This window comes from Salipiger sp. H15, from assembly GCF_040409955.1.
Classification (GTDB): domain Bacteria; phylum Pseudomonadota; class Alphaproteobacteria; order Rhodobacterales; family Rhodobacteraceae; genus Salipiger.
In genome coordinates, this window is the sequence record NZ_CP123385.1 from 536,319 (window position 1) to 551,696 (window position 15,378).

A 15,378-nucleotide genomic window follows, 5' to 3' on the forward strand; every position below is an offset into this window, starting at 1 on the left:
GCGCTTACTCGGAGGCGATGGTCAGGCCGCGCGCGGCGCCCACGGTCTCGTTCCAGAGCGCGATGCAGCCCGCGTAGCTGGCCTCGCAGCGCGCGCCCCATTCCGGCAGGATCTTCGTGGCCGAGATCTCGGCGACCTTTTCCTTGTCGGCGTCCGACACCGGCACCAGCGTCATGTCGTAGGCGGTGTAGATCCCCTCGGGGCAATCGCCGCCGGTCGAGCAGGACTGCGCGGTGCCGTTGGTCTCGATCGCCAGCGTCCAGAGCGCTTCCTCCATGTCGGCCATCACCGCCTCGAAGGCGGCGCGCTTCTCGGCGTCGAGCCCGTTCAGCCAGCCGAGGTTGACCATGTGCGCCTGCACCGAGCCCGAGACCGACAGCGGGTAGAGATGGGTGGTCACCTCCGGCCACTTGCCGGTGTTGGACGAGGTCGGCGAGGTCACGCCGCAGGAGGCGACCCCGCGCTGCAGCGCCGGGTAGACCTCGGGGAAGGACAGGGTGACGGGCGTCGCGCCCAGTTCCTCGAGCAGCGTCGACATCGAGGCGGTGAAGGAGCGGACCTTGAGTCCGTCGAGATCGGCCAGCGAGGTCATGTCGGAATTGCACAGGAAGACCTGCGGGCCGAAGGGCCAGATCGCCATGGCCTTGACGCCGAACTTCTCGCCGAGGCGGGCGTTGAAGGCCTCGCGGTAGGCATCCACCGCGCCCTTGAGGTCAGCCATGTCGGTCGAGACGCCGATCAGGTCGATGCCCTCGAGGAAGGGGTCGTCCTTGGCCGCGGTGCCGACCTGCACGGTTGCCAGATCGAAGGCGCCCGAGCCGACCAGCCGCAGCGCGTCGGCAAGGTTCAGGCCCAGCACCTGGAACTCGTTGCGGGTGACCTCGAACCCGGCGCCGCCCGCCGCCTCGATCGCGGCGATCTCGGCCGGGTACTGTGCCGCGGACTCCTGCGACTGGGTCAGCCAGCGCAGCGGCTGCGCGGAGGCGGGAAGCGCGGTGAGCGCTCCCGCGGCGACGAGGGTGAGCGAGGCGAGAAGGGACGATCTGAACATGGGCGACAACTCCGCTTGCAAGGTGGTGAACCAACTCCGACCGCCGTGCGCGGGATCGAGAGGATGCCCAAAAGCGGCACATTATTGTTAACAATTCAAATTTATTTTGTGCGCAAATTTCGTGCCTGTGGGGGTCGGAACAGGGATGAAATCACATTTAATTATTTATTTTCTAATATTTGCCACTTGGAAAGCCCGTCCGCACCGCGACGCCCGCGCGATTGCAGACGCCGGAAATCCAGCTTAAAAAACAGCCGGAAGCCCTCAGGAAAGAGCAGCCCATGGCACGTCTCAATGCGGTGGAAAGCGATGTCTACGACCGGATCCGCACGGCGATCGGCGAGCGAAGGCTGCTGCCCGGCCAGAGGCTTCGCGAGGTCGAGCTCTGCCGCATCTTCGGCACGACCCGGGGCACGATCCGCAAGGTGCTGGCCCGGCTCGCCTTCGACGGGCTCGTCGATCACGAGCCCAACCGCGGCGCCTCGGTGGCGCGGCCGACGGCCCGGCAGGCGGCCGATCTCTTCGTCGCCCGGCGCTGCATCGAGCAGGCCATCGCGCGCGAGGCGCTCGCAAGGGTGAGCCCGGCCGACGAGGCCAAGCTGCGCACCCATATCGCCAGGGAGCACGGGGCGCGCGAGGCAGGCGACCGCCGCCGGATCATCGCGCTCTCGGGGGAATTCCACGTGCTGCTGTCGCAGATCGCCGCGAACACGGTGCTGAGCCGCTACCTCGTCGACCTGATCGCGCAGGAGTCGCTGATCATCCAGCTTTTCGAGAAGCCCGGTGCGGACCAGTGCTCCTGCGACGAGCACGCCGGCATCGCCGAGGCGCTGCTGGCGCGCGACGGCGACCGCCTTGCACGGCTGATCGACAGCCATATCGACGGGATCGCGGGCAGCCTCGACCTCGAGCAGCGCGGCATGGCCCGGCCAAACCTCGACGACGTCTTCGCGGAAGGCTGAGCCGGGCGCTCGCGTCCGAGCTTGCCCGCGGCGACGCCTGATCTGGTTGGGATCTTTGCGGGGAGGAACCATCGGAAGTCACGTGAATTGCTGCCGCATCACGTATACATGACGCGCGCCGGGGCGGCGCCTTTCATGCGACACATCAATGCCGCCACGCAAGGAAGCCTTGTGACGCCCATGTTTCCCGCAAATTCTCCACACATTTGCGCAAGCATTCAGCAAAATGAGAATACTTGCGCGTATACAAGATTCCCGAGATGATACCCTTATGACCGACGCCCCTCCCCGCCCTCTTGATCCCGGCCGAACCGGCGCCGAAGCGGCCTACCGGGCGCTGCGGCAGGCGATCATCGATCAGGAGCTGCCCCCCGGCACGCGCCTTCCCGAGGACGACATCGGCCGCCCCTTCGGCATCAGCCGGACGCTCGTGCGGCAGGCGCTGCAGCGTCTGCACGGCGACGGGCTGGTCGAGCTGGGGCACAAGCGCACCGCCACCGTGGCGCAGCCGACGCTGGCCGAGGCGCGCAACGTCTTCTCGGTGCGCCGCGCGCTGGAACGCGAGGTCGTCCACGCCGTCGCCGCGCGCTGGCAGCCGGAGTTCGCGCGCCGGCTCGAGGCGCATGTCCGGCTCGAGGAGGACGCCCGCAGGGCCGGCGACGAACGGGTCTCGATCCGCCTCGCCGGCGAGTTCCACCAGCTGCTGGCCGAGCTCTCGGGCAACGACATTCTCGAGGGTTACGTGACGCAGCTGGTATGTCGCTCGTCGCTGATCCTCGCGCTCTACGCGCGCCCGCATTCCGCCGAGTGCGCGGTGTCCGAGCATCGCGGCGTGATCGTCGCGCTGAGTACGGGCGACGCGGAAAAGGCGGCGGCGCTGATGGACCATCACGTCGGCTCGGTCGCCGCCCGCGCACTCGTCTCGGACGGGCGGGCCGAGCGGCCGCTGGGCGACATCCTCATGAAATACGGCGCGCGGCCCGGCTCCGCGACCATGGCAAGGGAACAGGACATTTGAGCGGATACAGGACCTTCAATTTCGAGGAAATCACCCCGCGCGAGCGCTACAAGCTGCTGATCGGCACCGTCGTGCCGCGGCCGATCGCGCTGGTCACGACGCTGGGGCGCGACGGGCAGGTCAATGCCGCGCCCTTCTCCTTCTTCAACGTGCTGACCGCCGATCCGCCCGTGCTGGCCATCGGCATCGAGAACCACGAGGACATGAGCTTCAAGGATACGGCGCTCAACATCCGCCTGACCGAGGAGTTCACCGTCAACATCGTCGACGACGCGCTGGTCGAGGGGATGAACATCTGCGCGATCGACTTCCCCGAGGGCACCAGCGAGATCGACGAGGCGGGGCTGAGCACCGCGCCGGGCACCGCGGTGAAATGCCCGCGCATCGCCGAGGCTCCGGCTGCGCTGGAATGCGTGCGCCACATGACGATCGAGCTGGGCCGCAGCCGCGAGATCGTGCTCGGCCGGGTCGTCGCGCTGCACATCCGCGAGGATCTCGTCGATGCCGAGCGCAAGTGGATCGACCAGATCGGCCTTGGCGCGGTCGGGCGGATGGGCGGACAGGGTTATTCCCGCACCTCCGACCAGTTCGACCTCGGCACCCCGTCGCTCGGCGACTGGATGGCCCGCGGCACCCTGCGCAGCGCCGAGTGATCCGGGCGAGACGTGCCCTTCACGCTGGAAGGCCAAAACCGTAAAGGCGGGCGGCCGGCCCTCCGCCCGATGGGGCTCCCCATGATCGCAGGCGCGCGCGTGCGCCAATTCTGCGAGGCTTCCCGCCGGGACAAACCAGACCGGCGGAGAGCGGCGATGCCCAGACCGATCAAAGGCCGGTTCACCGCCCGCATCGAGGGCGATTTCGTCGTGTTCCTGATCGGGATGCGGATCAACAAGCCCTGGAAGATCGGCACCTGGTGGCCGGTCTTCATCGCCATGCCGAGGATGGTGAAGGAACTGCAGGCCGCGGGGCCGTCCTGCGGTTTTCTCGGCACCACGCCGGTGCGGCCCGGCGTGATCGCGCAATACTGGCGCTCGTTCGAGCAGCTCGAGAGCTATGCCCGCGCGAAGGACAACCGGCACTGGCCCGCCTGGGTCGCCGTCAACAGGCGGGTCAAGGGCGCGCGGGACGACGTCGGCATCTGGCACGAGACCTGCAAGGTGCGCTCTGGCGACGACGAGTGCGCCTATTCGGGAATGCCGCCCTACGGGCTTGCCGCCGCCGCCGAGCTGGTGCCCATCGGCCGCCAGAAGGAGGCGCAATCGGCCGCCCGCGACCGCATGGCGGGCCGGCTCGACTGACCGACCCGCTCGAGGGCGCGGGTCCGGGAGAGGGCTCGGGGCATCTTCTGCACTTCTTCCCGAGATGGGACCGGGGCGCGAACGCCCCGGCTCCTGTCAGGCCAGTTCCGCCTGCCGCTTGCCAAGCTGCGACATCAGCAGCGGCAGGTTGATGCTGAGCCAGGTCTCGGCGATGAGCCCCTCCTCCATCCGGTAGAGCGCGACCCCGTCGAAGACGACGCGGGCCCCGTCCGGGTCGATGCCCGCGAACGCGCCGGAATGGGTCGCCCGGATCTCCCAGTGGGCCGAGACGAACTCCTCGGTCGCGAGGGTCTTCAGCGTCTCGAAGCTCATTTCGCTGAAGGACTGGCGGAAGATGCGGAAGAACGCCTTGTAGCTCTCGCGCCCCCTGAACTCGCCGTCCGGGAAGCCGGGGAAGCCGTGGCAGACGATATGCGGCACAACGGTCTCGTCGATGATGTCCACGTCGTCGATCCGCTCCGAATGGGTGCCTGCCAGAAACCGCGCGACGGTCTCCCGGTTGGTCGTGATCCTCGGGTTGGTCATGTCGTTCCTTTCCATTGTCGTGAAGGCCTTCGGGGAATGCCGGTCCCGCGCCGAGGCGGGGCCGGGCCTGCGGCGGGCTCAGTGAAGCTCGCGGATCAGGCGGAAATCGCGCCCGTAGCGGGCGGCGTCGGCGAAGTCCTCGGGCGCAAGCCCGATGTCCCGCAGCAGGTGGTCATCAAGCTCCTGCAGGTCGCGGACGCCGCGCCGGACGGAGGCCTCGTGGGCAAGCCTGCGCATGCGGGTCGCGAAGGGATTGTCGATCTGGCGGGCCCGGAACAGGGCGAGGGGAAACGAGGTCATCGGTCTGTCCTTTCATGCGTGACGCGTCGGCCGGGGGGTAGCCTCGAGCGGCGCGGGGGGGGGGTCGGAGGGGCCTGTCCCGGCGATGGGCAACATGGACCATGCGCCGGGAATTCTTGCTGCCGGTCTCCGCAGGGGGCGGCCCAGTGCCGGCCTGCGATCCCGCCTCTGCTCAGGGCTGCGGGGCCGAAAGGGCGGCGTTTCCGTGCCAGATCCCGGCGCCGGGCGCGCCGGACCAGCCCGGCACATGCGCGGCGGCAAGGCCGAGCCCGGCGAAGAGGGCAAGCGCGGCAAGCACCCGGGCGAGGTCGGCGAGAGGCGCGGGCGGCCTCGTCGCGGGGTCGAACGTGCGGGGGAGGTGGATGTCCATGATGTCGGGGCTCCTGTCGGTTTCCCCGGAAATATGCCAATGTGGATCCCGCCGACCGAGACGTCCCCCAGCATGAGTGCGTGACTTTCCCTCATGAATGAGCCGCGGAACAGCCTGCCCCTCGAGAAGCTGGTGCAGTCGATGACTGTCCTGGCCGCGGTCTATCGCCAACAAAGCTTTGCCGGGGCCGCGCAGGAACTCGGGCTCGATCCCAGCGGTGTCAGCCACCGCATCCGCTCGCTCGAGGAGGCGCTGGACCTCGTGCTCTTCGAGCGCACCACGCGCCGGGTGCATCCGACGCGCGCCGGCACGCTGCTCTGCGGCGCGGCGGTGCGCAGCCTCGACGAGGCGGCGCGGGCGCTCGACGCGGCGCGGGACCTGCGGTCGGAGACCTCGATCCGCCTGTCGGTGCTCAGCGCGCTGGCGATGAAATGGCTGATCCCGCGGATGCCGGATGCGCAGCGGGCGGGCTTCGATCTTTCCGTCGACGTGCGCGAGGAGCCGGTGAGCTTCGAGACCGGCGATGTCGACGCGGGCTTCCGCTTCGGGGCCGGCCCCTACCCGGGGCTGCACGCGACCCGGCTCGCCCCCTGCGACCTGCAGCCGGTCATCGGCAGCCGGATGATGCGCAACAGGAAGCCTGACGAAACGCTCCTGCGCGATGGCCGCACGCCGCTCCTCGGCGCGCGCGGCGCCGAGAAGTTCGGCACCGACGGGACCTGGGCGGATTACTGGCGCCTGCTGGGCCGGGACGCGGACAGCCCGAACCCGAGGATCGGCTTCGACCGCTCGGACCTCGCGATCCAGGGCGCGGTCGGCGGGCTCGGCATCGCGCTCGGCCGCACGCTGCTGATCGAGGACGACATCCGCCACGGGCTGCTGCTGCCGGTCGGGCCAAGGATGAGGGCGACGAGCGCCTGGTGGCTGGTGACCACGCCCGAGCTGGCCGGGACCGAGGGGATGCAGCTGCTCCGCGCCTGGCTGAAGGAGCAGATCCGGCTGACGCTGCTCGCCTCATAGGCGAACCCCCGCCCTTCCGCCGTTCCGCAACGGGCCAATCCTTTTGCACTCCGCGCGGTATTTGGGCTGATGCCCCGCGGAAAATGGCCGGTGGATACGAACGTGATAGCCGGGGCACTATTTTCCAAAGCAACTCCCGGAACCCGTGCTAAGGTCATTTCCGGAAATCATGTCATGGCCCCCAACTCCGGCCGGGCCGCCGCCGATCCGAATTCCCGCACAGCCCATTCCACGCTCCTTCGGGAGCCGACTTTCAGTAGCCGAATTTCGCCGCGACTTCCGACCCTTTCCCGCCTGCCCGCCGCCCGCCGCCGGCCACCTCCGGCCGCACCGCGAGCGGCCTGCGCGGACGCCACGAGGTACCGATGAACGCCCCTTTCGCCGAACCATCAAGCCATTCGAGACACAAGGATTCCCTTGGCTGCTCCCTCTCCGAGCTCCGGGTCGACCAGGTGCTTTCGACGCAGGACATGGTGTTCCGCCGCAAGGCTGCCGAGGGCCGTCACCGCAGCCATGTCGACACGCCCGCGCAGGACCGCGGCCTGCTGGTCGGGGTCTCGCTCGTCGACGGGCACAGGCGGACCGGCCATACCCGCGGCGGGCGCAGGGACAGAATATTCGACAGCGGCGATATCTATATCCGCGACTTCGACGAGAATTATTCCGCCGACATGGACGGCTATTTCGACTTCTTCCTGATCGAGCTTTCTCCCGACTTCCTGAAGAACGCCGCCACGCTCACCGACCATGGCTGCGGCGATCTCGCGCGCATCCAGGCGCAGGAGGACCAGGTGCTGCGCCACCTCGCGCTGGCGATCCTGCCCGCGCTCGCCCAGCCCGACGCCGCCGATGCGCTTTTCGTCGAGCAGCTCGCCGTCGCCATGGGCGCGCACCTGCTGCACCGCCACCGCGGCGACGGCGCGACGCCCGGGGACGAGGCGCACCGGCTCGGCCCCGTCGCCATCCGCCAGGCGCAGGAGCTGCTGATGGCCGGGCTCGGCGAGCCGGCCTCGATCGCCGAGATCGCAAGAACGCTCGAGATGTCGCGCAACGGCTTCTTCAAGTCCTTCCGCGAGACGGTGGGCCTCTCCCCCTACCAGTGGCTGCTCAGCCAGCGGGTGGAGCGCGCGCGGCGCCTGCTGCTGACCACCGACCTGCCGCTGGTCGAGATCGCGCTGACCTGCGGCTTCTCGGACCAGAGCCATTTCACCCGCATCTTCAAACGGCTGGAGGGAACCTCTCCCGGCCGCTGGCGGCAGCGCAGCCAATGAGCGGGCCGAACATGAGCTGCGCGCACCTGGACCAGATCCTGCAGGACCTGCCGACCGAGGAGGCCAAGCGCGGCGCGGTCTGCCCGGCCTGCGTCGCCATGGGGTCGGGCTGGTTGCACCTGCGCGTCTGCCGCAGCTGCGGGCATGTCGGCTGCTGCGACAGCTCGCCCAACCGCCACGCCCGCGGCCACTGGGAGGCGACGGGCCACGCCGTCATCGCCTCCTTCGAGCCGCGCGAGCGCTGGTCCTGGTGCTTTGCCGACGACCTGCTTCTCTGATCCCGGGAGCGCCTGACCCGCGCCGCGGGTACGAACGTGATAGCCCCCGAACACGCCTGCAAGATCGCACGTCCCTCCTGCCCTAGCCTGAGGTCCTGCGGGCCCGCCCCCGGTGCGGCCCTTCCCTTCGGACCATGGAGACGGACCCATGAGCTTTCTCACCACCTCGGACGGCGTGCAGATCTTCTACAAGAGCTTCGGCGAGGGGCGGCCCATCCTCTTCTCGCACGGCTGGCCGCTCTCGGCCGACGCCTGGGAGACGCAGATGCTGTTCTTCGGCTCGAGGGGCTACCGCGTCATCGCCCATGACCGGCGCAGCCATGGCCGCTCGCAGCAGGTATGGGAGGGCAACGACATGGACCGCTACGCCGACGACCTCGCCGAGCTGATCGAGGCGCTCGACCTCAGCGACCTCGTGCTGGTTGGCCATTCCACCGGCGGCGGCGAGGTGGCGCATTACCTCGGGCGGCACGGCACCGCGCGGGTCTCGGCGGCGGTGCTGGTCGGCGCCGTGCCGCCGCTCATGCTGCGCACCGAGGCGAACCCCGAGGGCCTGCCGATCGACGTCTTCGACAGCATCCGCGCCGGCGTCGCCAGCAACCGCTCGCAGTTCTTCCGCGACCTCGCCGTGCCCTTCTACGGCCACAACCGCGAGGGCGCCACGGTCAGCACCGGGCTGCAGGAGGCCTTCTGGCTGCAGGGCATGGCCGGGGGGATCAAGGGGCTCTACGATTGCATCCACGAGTTCTCGGAGGTGGACTACACCGAGGACCTGAGGCGCATCGACGTGCCGCTGCTCTTCATCCATGGTGACGACGACCAGATCGTGCCGATCGCCGCCGCCGCCGAGAAGGCGGTGAAGATCACGCCCAACGCGACGCTCAAGGTCTATGCGGGCGGCTCGCACGGGCTTGCCGAGACCGAGCCCGAGCGGTTCAACCATGACCTGCTCGCCTTCATCGAAGGCTGACGAGACCCGTAGATCGGCGCCGCGCGCCTTGCTATCCATGCGGGCAAGCCGCGCTACGCCGCGCAAGAGGACAGGAGGTCAGACATGCCTATCGGTGCGATACCCGGGCTTCACCACGTCACGTCGATCTGCAGCGACCCGCAGGCCAACCTCGATTTCTATGCCGGCTGCCTCGGGCAGCGGCTGGTGAAGAAGACGGTCAACTTCGACGCGCCCGACACCTATCACCTCTACTACGGCGACGCGGCGGGCACGCCGGGCACGCTGATGACCTTCTTCCCCTTCACCGACGCCGGACCCGGCCGCGCCGGCCCCGGCATGGCGAGCGCCGTCGCCTACGCGGTGCTCTCCGCCGCCTTCGAGGGCTGGATGGACCGGCTCGCACTGGCGGCGGTGGATTTCGACGGGCCGGTGGAGCGCTTCGGCGCGCGGATGCTGATGCTGCGCGACGCCGACGACGCGCCGGTCGAATTGATCGAGGTCGAGGGCGCGGGCGATGAACTGGCGGGCTTCCATTCGGTGACGCTCTGGGAGGCAGATCCCGATGCGACCGCCCGCGTGCTGACCGAGCATTTCGGCTACAGCGCCGCGGGCAGCGAGACCACGGGCGGCACCGAGCGCCTGCGCTTCACCGCGGCAGGGTCGGGGCGCGGCTCGGTCATCGACATACTCCGCTCGGACGCGCCCACCCTGCCCCGCAGCGGCGCCGGCACCATCCACCACGTCGCCTTCCGGGCCGAGAGCGACGAGGTCCAGCTCGAGTGGCACGACCGGCTGGCCACCGCGGGCTTCGACGTGACCCCGGTGATCGACCGGCAGTATTTCAACGCCGTCTATTTCCGCGAGCCGGGCGGCGTGCTCTTCGAGATCGCCACCGACCCGCCCGGCTTCGCCGTGGACGAGGCGCCCGAGGCGCTCGGCACCGCGCTCAAGCTGCCGGAGGAATACGAGCCGTTCCGCGCGCGGCTCGAACGCGTGCTGCCCGAGCTGAAGCCCGCGCAGGTGTCCCGCCTCGGGTCGGCACGATGAGACGCGCGGGCGCTCCCGCCAGCCGCGCCACGGCGGCGCTTGTGCTGGTCCACGGCCGCGGCAACTCGGCGGCGGACATCCTTGGGCTCGGCGAGGCGCTCGCCTTGCCCGATCTCGCCCTGCTGGCCCCGGACGCGCCGGGCCGGTCCTGGTGGCCGACGAGCTTCCTTGCGCCCGACGCCGAGATCGCCCCCTGGCTCGACCGCGGCCTCGCGACCCTGCGGGCCTGCGTGGCGGCGCTCGAGGACGAGGGCTTCGCGCGCGGTGCGATCAGCGTCGCGGGGTTCAGCCAGGGCGGCTGCCTCGCCCTCGAATTCGCCGCGCGCGAGGGCGCCGGGCTTTCCGCCGCCTTCTGCTATTCGGGCGCGCTGCTCGGCACCGGCGACGGTGATGGCCCGCCGCGCGACGATCTCTACGGCTACGGCCCCAAGCGCTTCGACTATCCGCAGCGGCTCGACGGACTGCACGTCGACATGGGCTGCCACGAGCGCGACCCGCACATCCCGCTTGCCCGCTTCACCGAGAGCGCCGCGCAGATGCAGAGGCTCGGGGCCAACGTGACGCGCAGGGTCTACCCCGGCCTGGGCCATGCGCTGGCGCAGGAAGACGTCACCGCGCTCAGGGGCTGGCTCAATCGCGGAACGACGGGCGCGGAGGGCCGCGCCCGCTGAGGCGCGGCGGGCGGGATACGCCTGTCCGGTCAGGCCACCGGGAAGGGATCGTCGAAATACCCGACCGTCACAGCCGGGTTCGAATAGGTGTAGTACCTCTCGTCCTCGAAAACCGGCGTGACCGGCCCGGCATTGGTGAAATTGCCCTCGCCGTCGTTCAGGATCAGCGAGACCTGCACCGGGATCGGATCGTCGGGGTCAAGGTCCTCGAGCCGGGGCACCAGCAGGAAGTCCAGATCCCCGTCGCCGTCGAAATCGCCGACGGCCACCGCCTCACCGACGATCCCGGGATCGAAGGACTCCAACTCCAGCGCGCTGCGGTCAGCGTTCAGGCTGACCACCCGCAACCCCGGCTCGATGCCCTCGCGCGCGTCCACGAAGCCGGGCATGATGATCTCGGCCTCGGGATCGCTGTCGAAGTTCCCCGCGACCATGCGCCCGACATAATTGTCGTAGCTCAGCGGATAGGCCGGAGCCTCGGCCATGCGCCTGCCGGTTCCGTCGTTGAGATAGACATAGACCCCGGCCCCGTCGCTGACCGCCTGCATGAGGACGTCGTTGTCGCCGTCGCCGTCCATGTCGACGATGATCTCGTTCGTGCTGCCGTCGTCGCTGGGCGAGAGCGCCCCGGCCCTTGTGAAATGGTTGGTGCCGTCGTTCAGCATCACCACGACGCCGCTGACCTCGTTGCCGGCGCTGATCACCACGTCGAGGAACCCGTCGCCGTTCATGTCGCCGATCTGGCCGGGATTGCCGTTGTAGCCGAGGTAGGCCGGGGATGGCGGCAGCAGCTCGAAGCCCTGCTCGCCCCGGTTCTCGAAGACCAGCAGGCTTTCGGACCCGTAGGAGGTCGCGACGATGTCGATGTCGCCATCCCCGTCGAGGTCATCCGCGTCGATGAGCTGCACCAGTTCCGAGATCGTCCCGCCGTTCTCGAAATAGGGATAGGTGCCGACGGTGATGGTGAAGACCTCGCTGCGCGGGTCCTCCTTGCTGAAGAGGCCGCCGCCGTCGTTGTGGTAGAAGGTCGTGGTCAGCTCGAAGTCGATGTCGACGGGCGCCGGCCGGTCGTTGCCCTCGATCGGGGTCAGCAGCGTCGCCCAGGCGACGAGAAAGTCGAGCCGCCCGTCCCCGTCGTAGTCCCGCGCGTAGCGATAGCCACGCGCGTCCGGCAGCGTATAGGGCTGCTCGGTGAACCCGCCCGCCCCGTCATTGAGCGCGATGTAGGCCACCCCGTCGCGGCCGTAGCGCAGGTCGAGCGATCGCGCCACGGGGCCCGGTCCGTCGTCCGGCCCCTCGACCGCGACGAGGTCGAGATAGTCGACGCGGAACGGCTCGCCGCCATCCCCCGCACCGGTGATTTCGATCGTGTCGCCCGCCTCGAGCCAGACCTGCGTCCCGGTCAGCGTGGCGGCGCTGGCGCGGTTCGCGATGGCACTGCCCTGCGTCGAGTCGAAGGCCGTGCCGAAGGCGTGGTCGCCATTGATCAGCACCTCCATCCGCGAGACGCCGTCAGTCTCGTCGAAATAGCCGACGGTCAGGTCGAACCAGCCGGCCTGCGCGACCGTGTGGCGCGCCGAGGCCGTGCTGCCCTGGCTGTGCTGGAGCATGAACCCGCCCGAGGCCGCGCCGTTCCGCACCACCGAGAAGCCCGCGGTGATCTCGAAATCCTCTGCCTCCACCCGCAGGCTTTCCGGAACGTGGGGCGCGCTGCCCGCGGAGATCTCGAGATAGTCGGTCCGCAGCGGCTCGCCGCCCTCCGCCGCGCCGCGCAGATCGAGGACGTCACCCGGCGCCAGCAGCAGCCCGGCAACCGTATGCTCGGCCCGCGCCGCGGCGGTGACGATGCCGCCCCCAGCGGTCGAGTCCCAGTCGAAGGCGTCGACGACCCTGCCGTTCACGAGGATCTCCATGTGCGACACGCCATCGCTCTCGTCGAAATAGCCGAGCGTCAGATCGTACCAGCCGGTCGCCCCGGTAAATAATCCACCGGCCTGCGACGCCGGTGCGGTGGCCTCGAGATAGCGCCCCCCGGAGGCGTGCGGATTCGACGCCGCGCGGAAACCCGCGCCAATGGTCAGGGCCTCGGCCTCGATACGCCCGGCCCCCGGGATTCCCGCGGTTGGCGAGAAATTCGGGAAATCGAACATCGAAGAAGCGGAATAGGACATGGGCATTGAAGGACCTCCCTGATTGCTTCAGCACGTCGCATCCGGTCACGCGCAGCCAGTGCCGGTGGCCCGGAATGCGCCGCTCGGCCCGGACCTCTCAGAACAGGAACGTGTCCGCCGTGTCGAAATCGCCGGTGCCGACGCGCGGCACCCACGAGACCTCGGTGGAAACGAAGGGCGGCACGATCTCGTCGCCGAGGCTGAAATTGCCCGCGCCATCGTTCACCAGAAGCCGCAGGCCCGAGGAAAAGATCAGCATGTCGAGATCGCCGTCGCCGTCGTAATCTTCCGGCGCGAGCACCCGGCCCACGATGTCCGGGTCATAGGAAACCTCCTCGAACCGGTCGCCCGCAGCGTCCCGCACAAGCTCGAAGGTCCGCAGCCCCGCCGGCACGCCGTAGTCCTCGTCGCTGAGGGAGGCCGTCACCATCTCGACGTCGCCGTCGCCATCGAAATCCGCGGCGAGTTTCGTGCCCACGCCACCGTCGATCGTGCCGATCCGCACGCCGGCGCCATCCTCATGCCCAGTCCCGTCGTTCAGCACGGCATAGAGCGCGGAGTCCTCGCCCGCGAGGGAGTAGATCACGTCGAGATCCCCGTCTCCGTCGAGGTCGGCGACCTGCGGGTTCCCGGCGCCGCCCTCGCCGCCGCCGCGCCCGGCGGTTGTGACCATCTGGCCCGTGCCGTCATTGACCGTGATGGCAAGGCCGTTCCAGTCGGCGCCGGTGGTCACGACGGCATCCAGCAACTCGTCGCCGTTCATGTCCGCCAGCAGCGCCTCGTTCGGCGTGTAGCCGAGCACCGCGATGGGGGTTGCGGCCTGCAGCGAGAAGGCGTTGGCCCCGTCGTTCTCCAGCACGAAGAGCGCGCCGCCGAGGTAGCTTCCGGCGAGGTAGTCGATGTCGCCATCCGCGTCGATGTCGCCCGCGGCATGGGCGCGGAACAGGTCTGCCGGAGGCTCCCCGGCGTCGAGCTCCACGTCGCCGATCAGGATGTCGAAGACCTCGTCCGAACTCGCCGCGAGATCGAAGCCCATGGCCCCGTCGTTGAGGTAGACTTCCGTCGTGACGGTGAACCGGTAGGGCACCTGCGACGCGCCCGCCGGGATCGCCGGAAGCTCCGGTCCGGTGGTGAAGACCTTGAGGAAGTCGTTCAGCCCGTCGCCGTCGAGATCCGCGCTCAGGATCGAGGCCCCCGCCCGGATGGCGCCCCCCGCCGAATAGGTGACGTCCGTGGTGATGCCGGTCACCACCTCGGTGAAGGCGCCGCTGCCATCATTGAGCGCGACCACCACGTCGTTGCCGTCCTCGTACCAGAGATCCGGCAAGGGCCCCGCGGGCGCATCGTCCCGCGCCTCGAAGTCGAGCCGGTCGAGGCGCAGCGGCTCGCCGCCGTCGCCCCGCCCCTCGAGCTCGATCACGTCGCCGGCCCGCAGGTCGAGCCCCGCGATGACATGCTGCGCGAGGCTGGCCTTGCTGGCGAGGGTGGAGCCCGTCACGTCGTCCCAGAGGAAGCGGTCGACTTCGACGCCGTTCACCTTCACCCAGAGCTCCGAGACGCCGTCGCTCTCGTCGAAATAGCGGATCGTCAGGTCGAAATGGCCGGTCTGCTCCATGGTGAAGCTCGCGCGCGCGGTCCCTCCGCCGGACTGCTGCAGGACGTAGGAGGCCGAGGCGGCCCCGTTGCGCACCGCCTCGAAGCCGGAAACGAGCGTCAGGTCCTCCGCCTCGACGGCGAAGCTGCTGGCCGGGCCGGGGGCGCTGCCGGCGCTGACGTCGAGATAGTCGGTGCGCAGCGGCTCGCCGCCATCCGCCATGCCGCGAAGCTCGATGACGTCGCCGGGCGCCAGCGCCACACCCGTCACGACGTGCTCCGCCTTGGCGGCGGCGGTGACGATCTGGCTGCCGGTCGCGGAATCCCACGCGAAGGAGGAGACGACGCTGCCGTTCACGAGGATTTCCATGAAGGAAACGCCGTCGCTCTCGTCGAAATATCCCAGTGTCAGGTCATAATATCCCGCGGCGCCGGAAAATATGCCCCCGGCCTGCGAGGCCGGTGCAATGGCCTCGAGATACTGGCCTGCCGAAGGATGGGGGTTGCTCCTGACCTGGAATCCGCTGCCGATGGTGAGGCTTTCCGCCTCGGTCCGCCCCGTGCCGGAAATTTGGGCGATCGGGTTCAGATCGGGAAAGTCGAATATCGAGGCAATAGGATTTGAAGCAGGCATTGAAGCCTCCCGAATGAAATGGATCGACTCAAATCTGCTGAACAAATATGCAAAGAGACTGTCGCATCGGGAGAATGACGTCAATGCGCGTCTACCCCGAAGCGAATATACCCATACCGGGAAGGGTCTCCCCTTCCGCGGTTCCCGGGGTCAGCAATCCAACGCCGGCGCCCCTCCCTTGACGGGCGAAAGGGGC

The 15,378-nt window shown here is 68.9% G+C and carries 16 protein-coding genes; 10 read left to right on the plus strand and 6 right to left on the minus strand.

Annotated features, from left to right (window positions below; genetic code table 11):
- Nucleotides 1-4 precede the first annotated feature (4 nt).
- Nucleotides 5-1,051, minus strand: coding sequence for a TRAP transporter substrate-binding protein (locus tag PVT71_RS16800; RefSeq protein ID WP_353475213.1), 1,047 nt, complete (start codon nucleotides 1,049-1,051; stop codon nucleotides 5-7).
- A gap of 281 nt (nucleotides 1,052-1,332) precedes the next feature.
- Here PVT71_RS16800 and PVT71_RS16805 point away from each other — a divergent pair, with 281 nt between their 5' ends.
- From PVT71_RS16805 to PVT71_RS16820, 4 genes are all read left to right on the plus strand, one after another.
- Nucleotides 1,333-2,013 (plus strand): GntR family transcriptional regulator, encoded by a 681-nt coding sequence (locus PVT71_RS16805; RefSeq protein WP_353475214.1) that lies wholly within the window; start codon nucleotides 1,333-1,335, stop codon nucleotides 2,011-2,013.
- Nucleotides 2,014-2,284: 271 nt separating this feature from the next.
- Nucleotides 2,285-3,031, plus strand: coding sequence for a GntR family transcriptional regulator (locus PVT71_RS16810; protein WP_353475215.1), 747 nt, complete (start codon nucleotides 2,285-2,287; stop codon nucleotides 3,029-3,031).
- Nucleotides 3,028-3,684 (plus strand): flavin reductase family protein, encoded by a 657-nt coding sequence (locus PVT71_RS16815; RefSeq protein ID WP_353475216.1) that lies wholly within the window; start codon nucleotides 3,028-3,030, stop codon nucleotides 3,682-3,684. The genes PVT71_RS16810 and PVT71_RS16815 overlap by 4 nt, the downstream gene beginning before the upstream one ends.
- 156 nt (nucleotides 3,685-3,840) lie before the next feature.
- Nucleotides 3,841-4,329, plus strand: a complete 489-nt coding sequence (locus tag PVT71_RS16820) for a DUF4188 domain-containing protein (RefSeq protein WP_353475217.1) — start codon at nucleotides 3,841-3,843, stop codon at nucleotides 4,327-4,329.
- Between the two features lie 96 nt (nucleotides 4,330-4,425).
- Here the strand turns inward: PVT71_RS16820 and PVT71_RS16825 are convergent, their stop codons facing one another.
- From PVT71_RS16825 to PVT71_RS16835, 3 genes are all read right to left on the minus strand, one after another.
- Nucleotides 4,426-4,875, minus strand: coding sequence for an ester cyclase (locus PVT71_RS16825; RefSeq protein WP_353475218.1), 450 nt, complete (start codon nucleotides 4,873-4,875; stop codon nucleotides 4,426-4,428).
- A 78-nt stretch (nucleotides 4,876-4,953) separates the two neighbouring features.
- Nucleotides 4,954-5,175 (minus strand): DUF1127 domain-containing protein, encoded by a 222-nt coding sequence (locus PVT71_RS16830; RefSeq protein WP_353475219.1) that lies wholly within the window; start codon nucleotides 5,173-5,175, stop codon nucleotides 4,954-4,956.
- A 172-nt stretch (nucleotides 5,176-5,347) separates the two neighbouring features.
- Complete coding sequence (locus tag PVT71_RS16835) at nucleotides 5,348-5,545, minus strand: hypothetical protein (RefSeq protein WP_353475220.1); 198 nt, start codon at nucleotides 5,543-5,545, stop codon at nucleotides 5,348-5,350.
- A gap of 93 nt (nucleotides 5,546-5,638) precedes the next feature.
- Here PVT71_RS16835 and PVT71_RS16840 point away from each other — a divergent pair, with 93 nt between their 5' ends.
- The 6 genes from PVT71_RS16840 to PVT71_RS16865 all read left to right on the plus strand — a co-directional run bounded on the left by PVT71_RS16840 (nucleotide 5,639) and on the right by PVT71_RS16865 (nucleotide 10,784).
- Nucleotides 5,639-6,565, plus strand: coding sequence for a LysR family transcriptional regulator (locus PVT71_RS16840; protein WP_353475221.1), 927 nt, complete (start codon nucleotides 5,639-5,641; stop codon nucleotides 6,563-6,565).
- A 365-nt stretch (nucleotides 6,566-6,930) separates the two neighbouring features.
- The gene (locus PVT71_RS16845) at nucleotides 6,931-7,836 is read left to right on the plus strand and encodes an AraC family transcriptional regulator (RefSeq protein ID WP_353475222.1); all 906 of its coding nucleotides are present in this window, start codon (nucleotides 6,931-6,933) and stop codon (nucleotides 7,834-7,836) included.
- Between the two features lie 11 nt (nucleotides 7,837-7,847).
- Nucleotides 7,848-8,114, plus strand: a complete 267-nt coding sequence (locus PVT71_RS16850; protein WP_353475223.1) for a UBP-type zinc finger domain-containing protein — start codon at nucleotides 7,848-7,850, stop codon at nucleotides 8,112-8,114.
- A gap of 148 nt (nucleotides 8,115-8,262) precedes the next feature.
- Complete coding sequence (locus PVT71_RS16855; protein ID WP_353475225.1) at nucleotides 8,263-9,084, plus strand: alpha/beta hydrolase; 822 nt, start codon at nucleotides 8,263-8,265, stop codon at nucleotides 9,082-9,084.
- Between the two features lie 84 nt (nucleotides 9,085-9,168).
- Nucleotides 9,169-10,113, plus strand: a complete 945-nt coding sequence (locus PVT71_RS16860) for a ring-cleaving dioxygenase (protein ID WP_353475226.1) — start codon at nucleotides 9,169-9,171, stop codon at nucleotides 10,111-10,113.
- Complete coding sequence (locus tag PVT71_RS16865; RefSeq protein ID WP_353475227.1) at nucleotides 10,110-10,784, plus strand: dienelactone hydrolase family protein; 675 nt, start codon at nucleotides 10,110-10,112, stop codon at nucleotides 10,782-10,784. Before PVT71_RS16860 ends, PVT71_RS16865 begins: the two co-directional genes overlap by 4 nt.
- A gap of 29 nt (nucleotides 10,785-10,813) precedes the next feature.
- On the opposite strand, the gene PVT71_RS16870 is transcribed toward PVT71_RS16865, so the two are convergent.
- Nucleotides 10,814-12,955: an FG-GAP-like repeat-containing protein gene (locus PVT71_RS16870; protein ID WP_353475228.1), complete on the minus strand. Its 2,142-nt coding sequence runs from the start codon at nucleotides 12,953-12,955 to the stop codon at nucleotides 10,814-10,816.
- A gap of 97 nt (nucleotides 12,956-13,052) precedes the next feature.
- Nucleotides 13,053-15,182: a VCBS repeat-containing protein gene (locus PVT71_RS16875; protein ID WP_353475229.1), complete on the minus strand. Its 2,130-nt coding sequence runs from the start codon at nucleotides 15,180-15,182 to the stop codon at nucleotides 13,053-13,055.
- Nucleotides 15,183-15,378 lie beyond the last annotated feature (196 nt).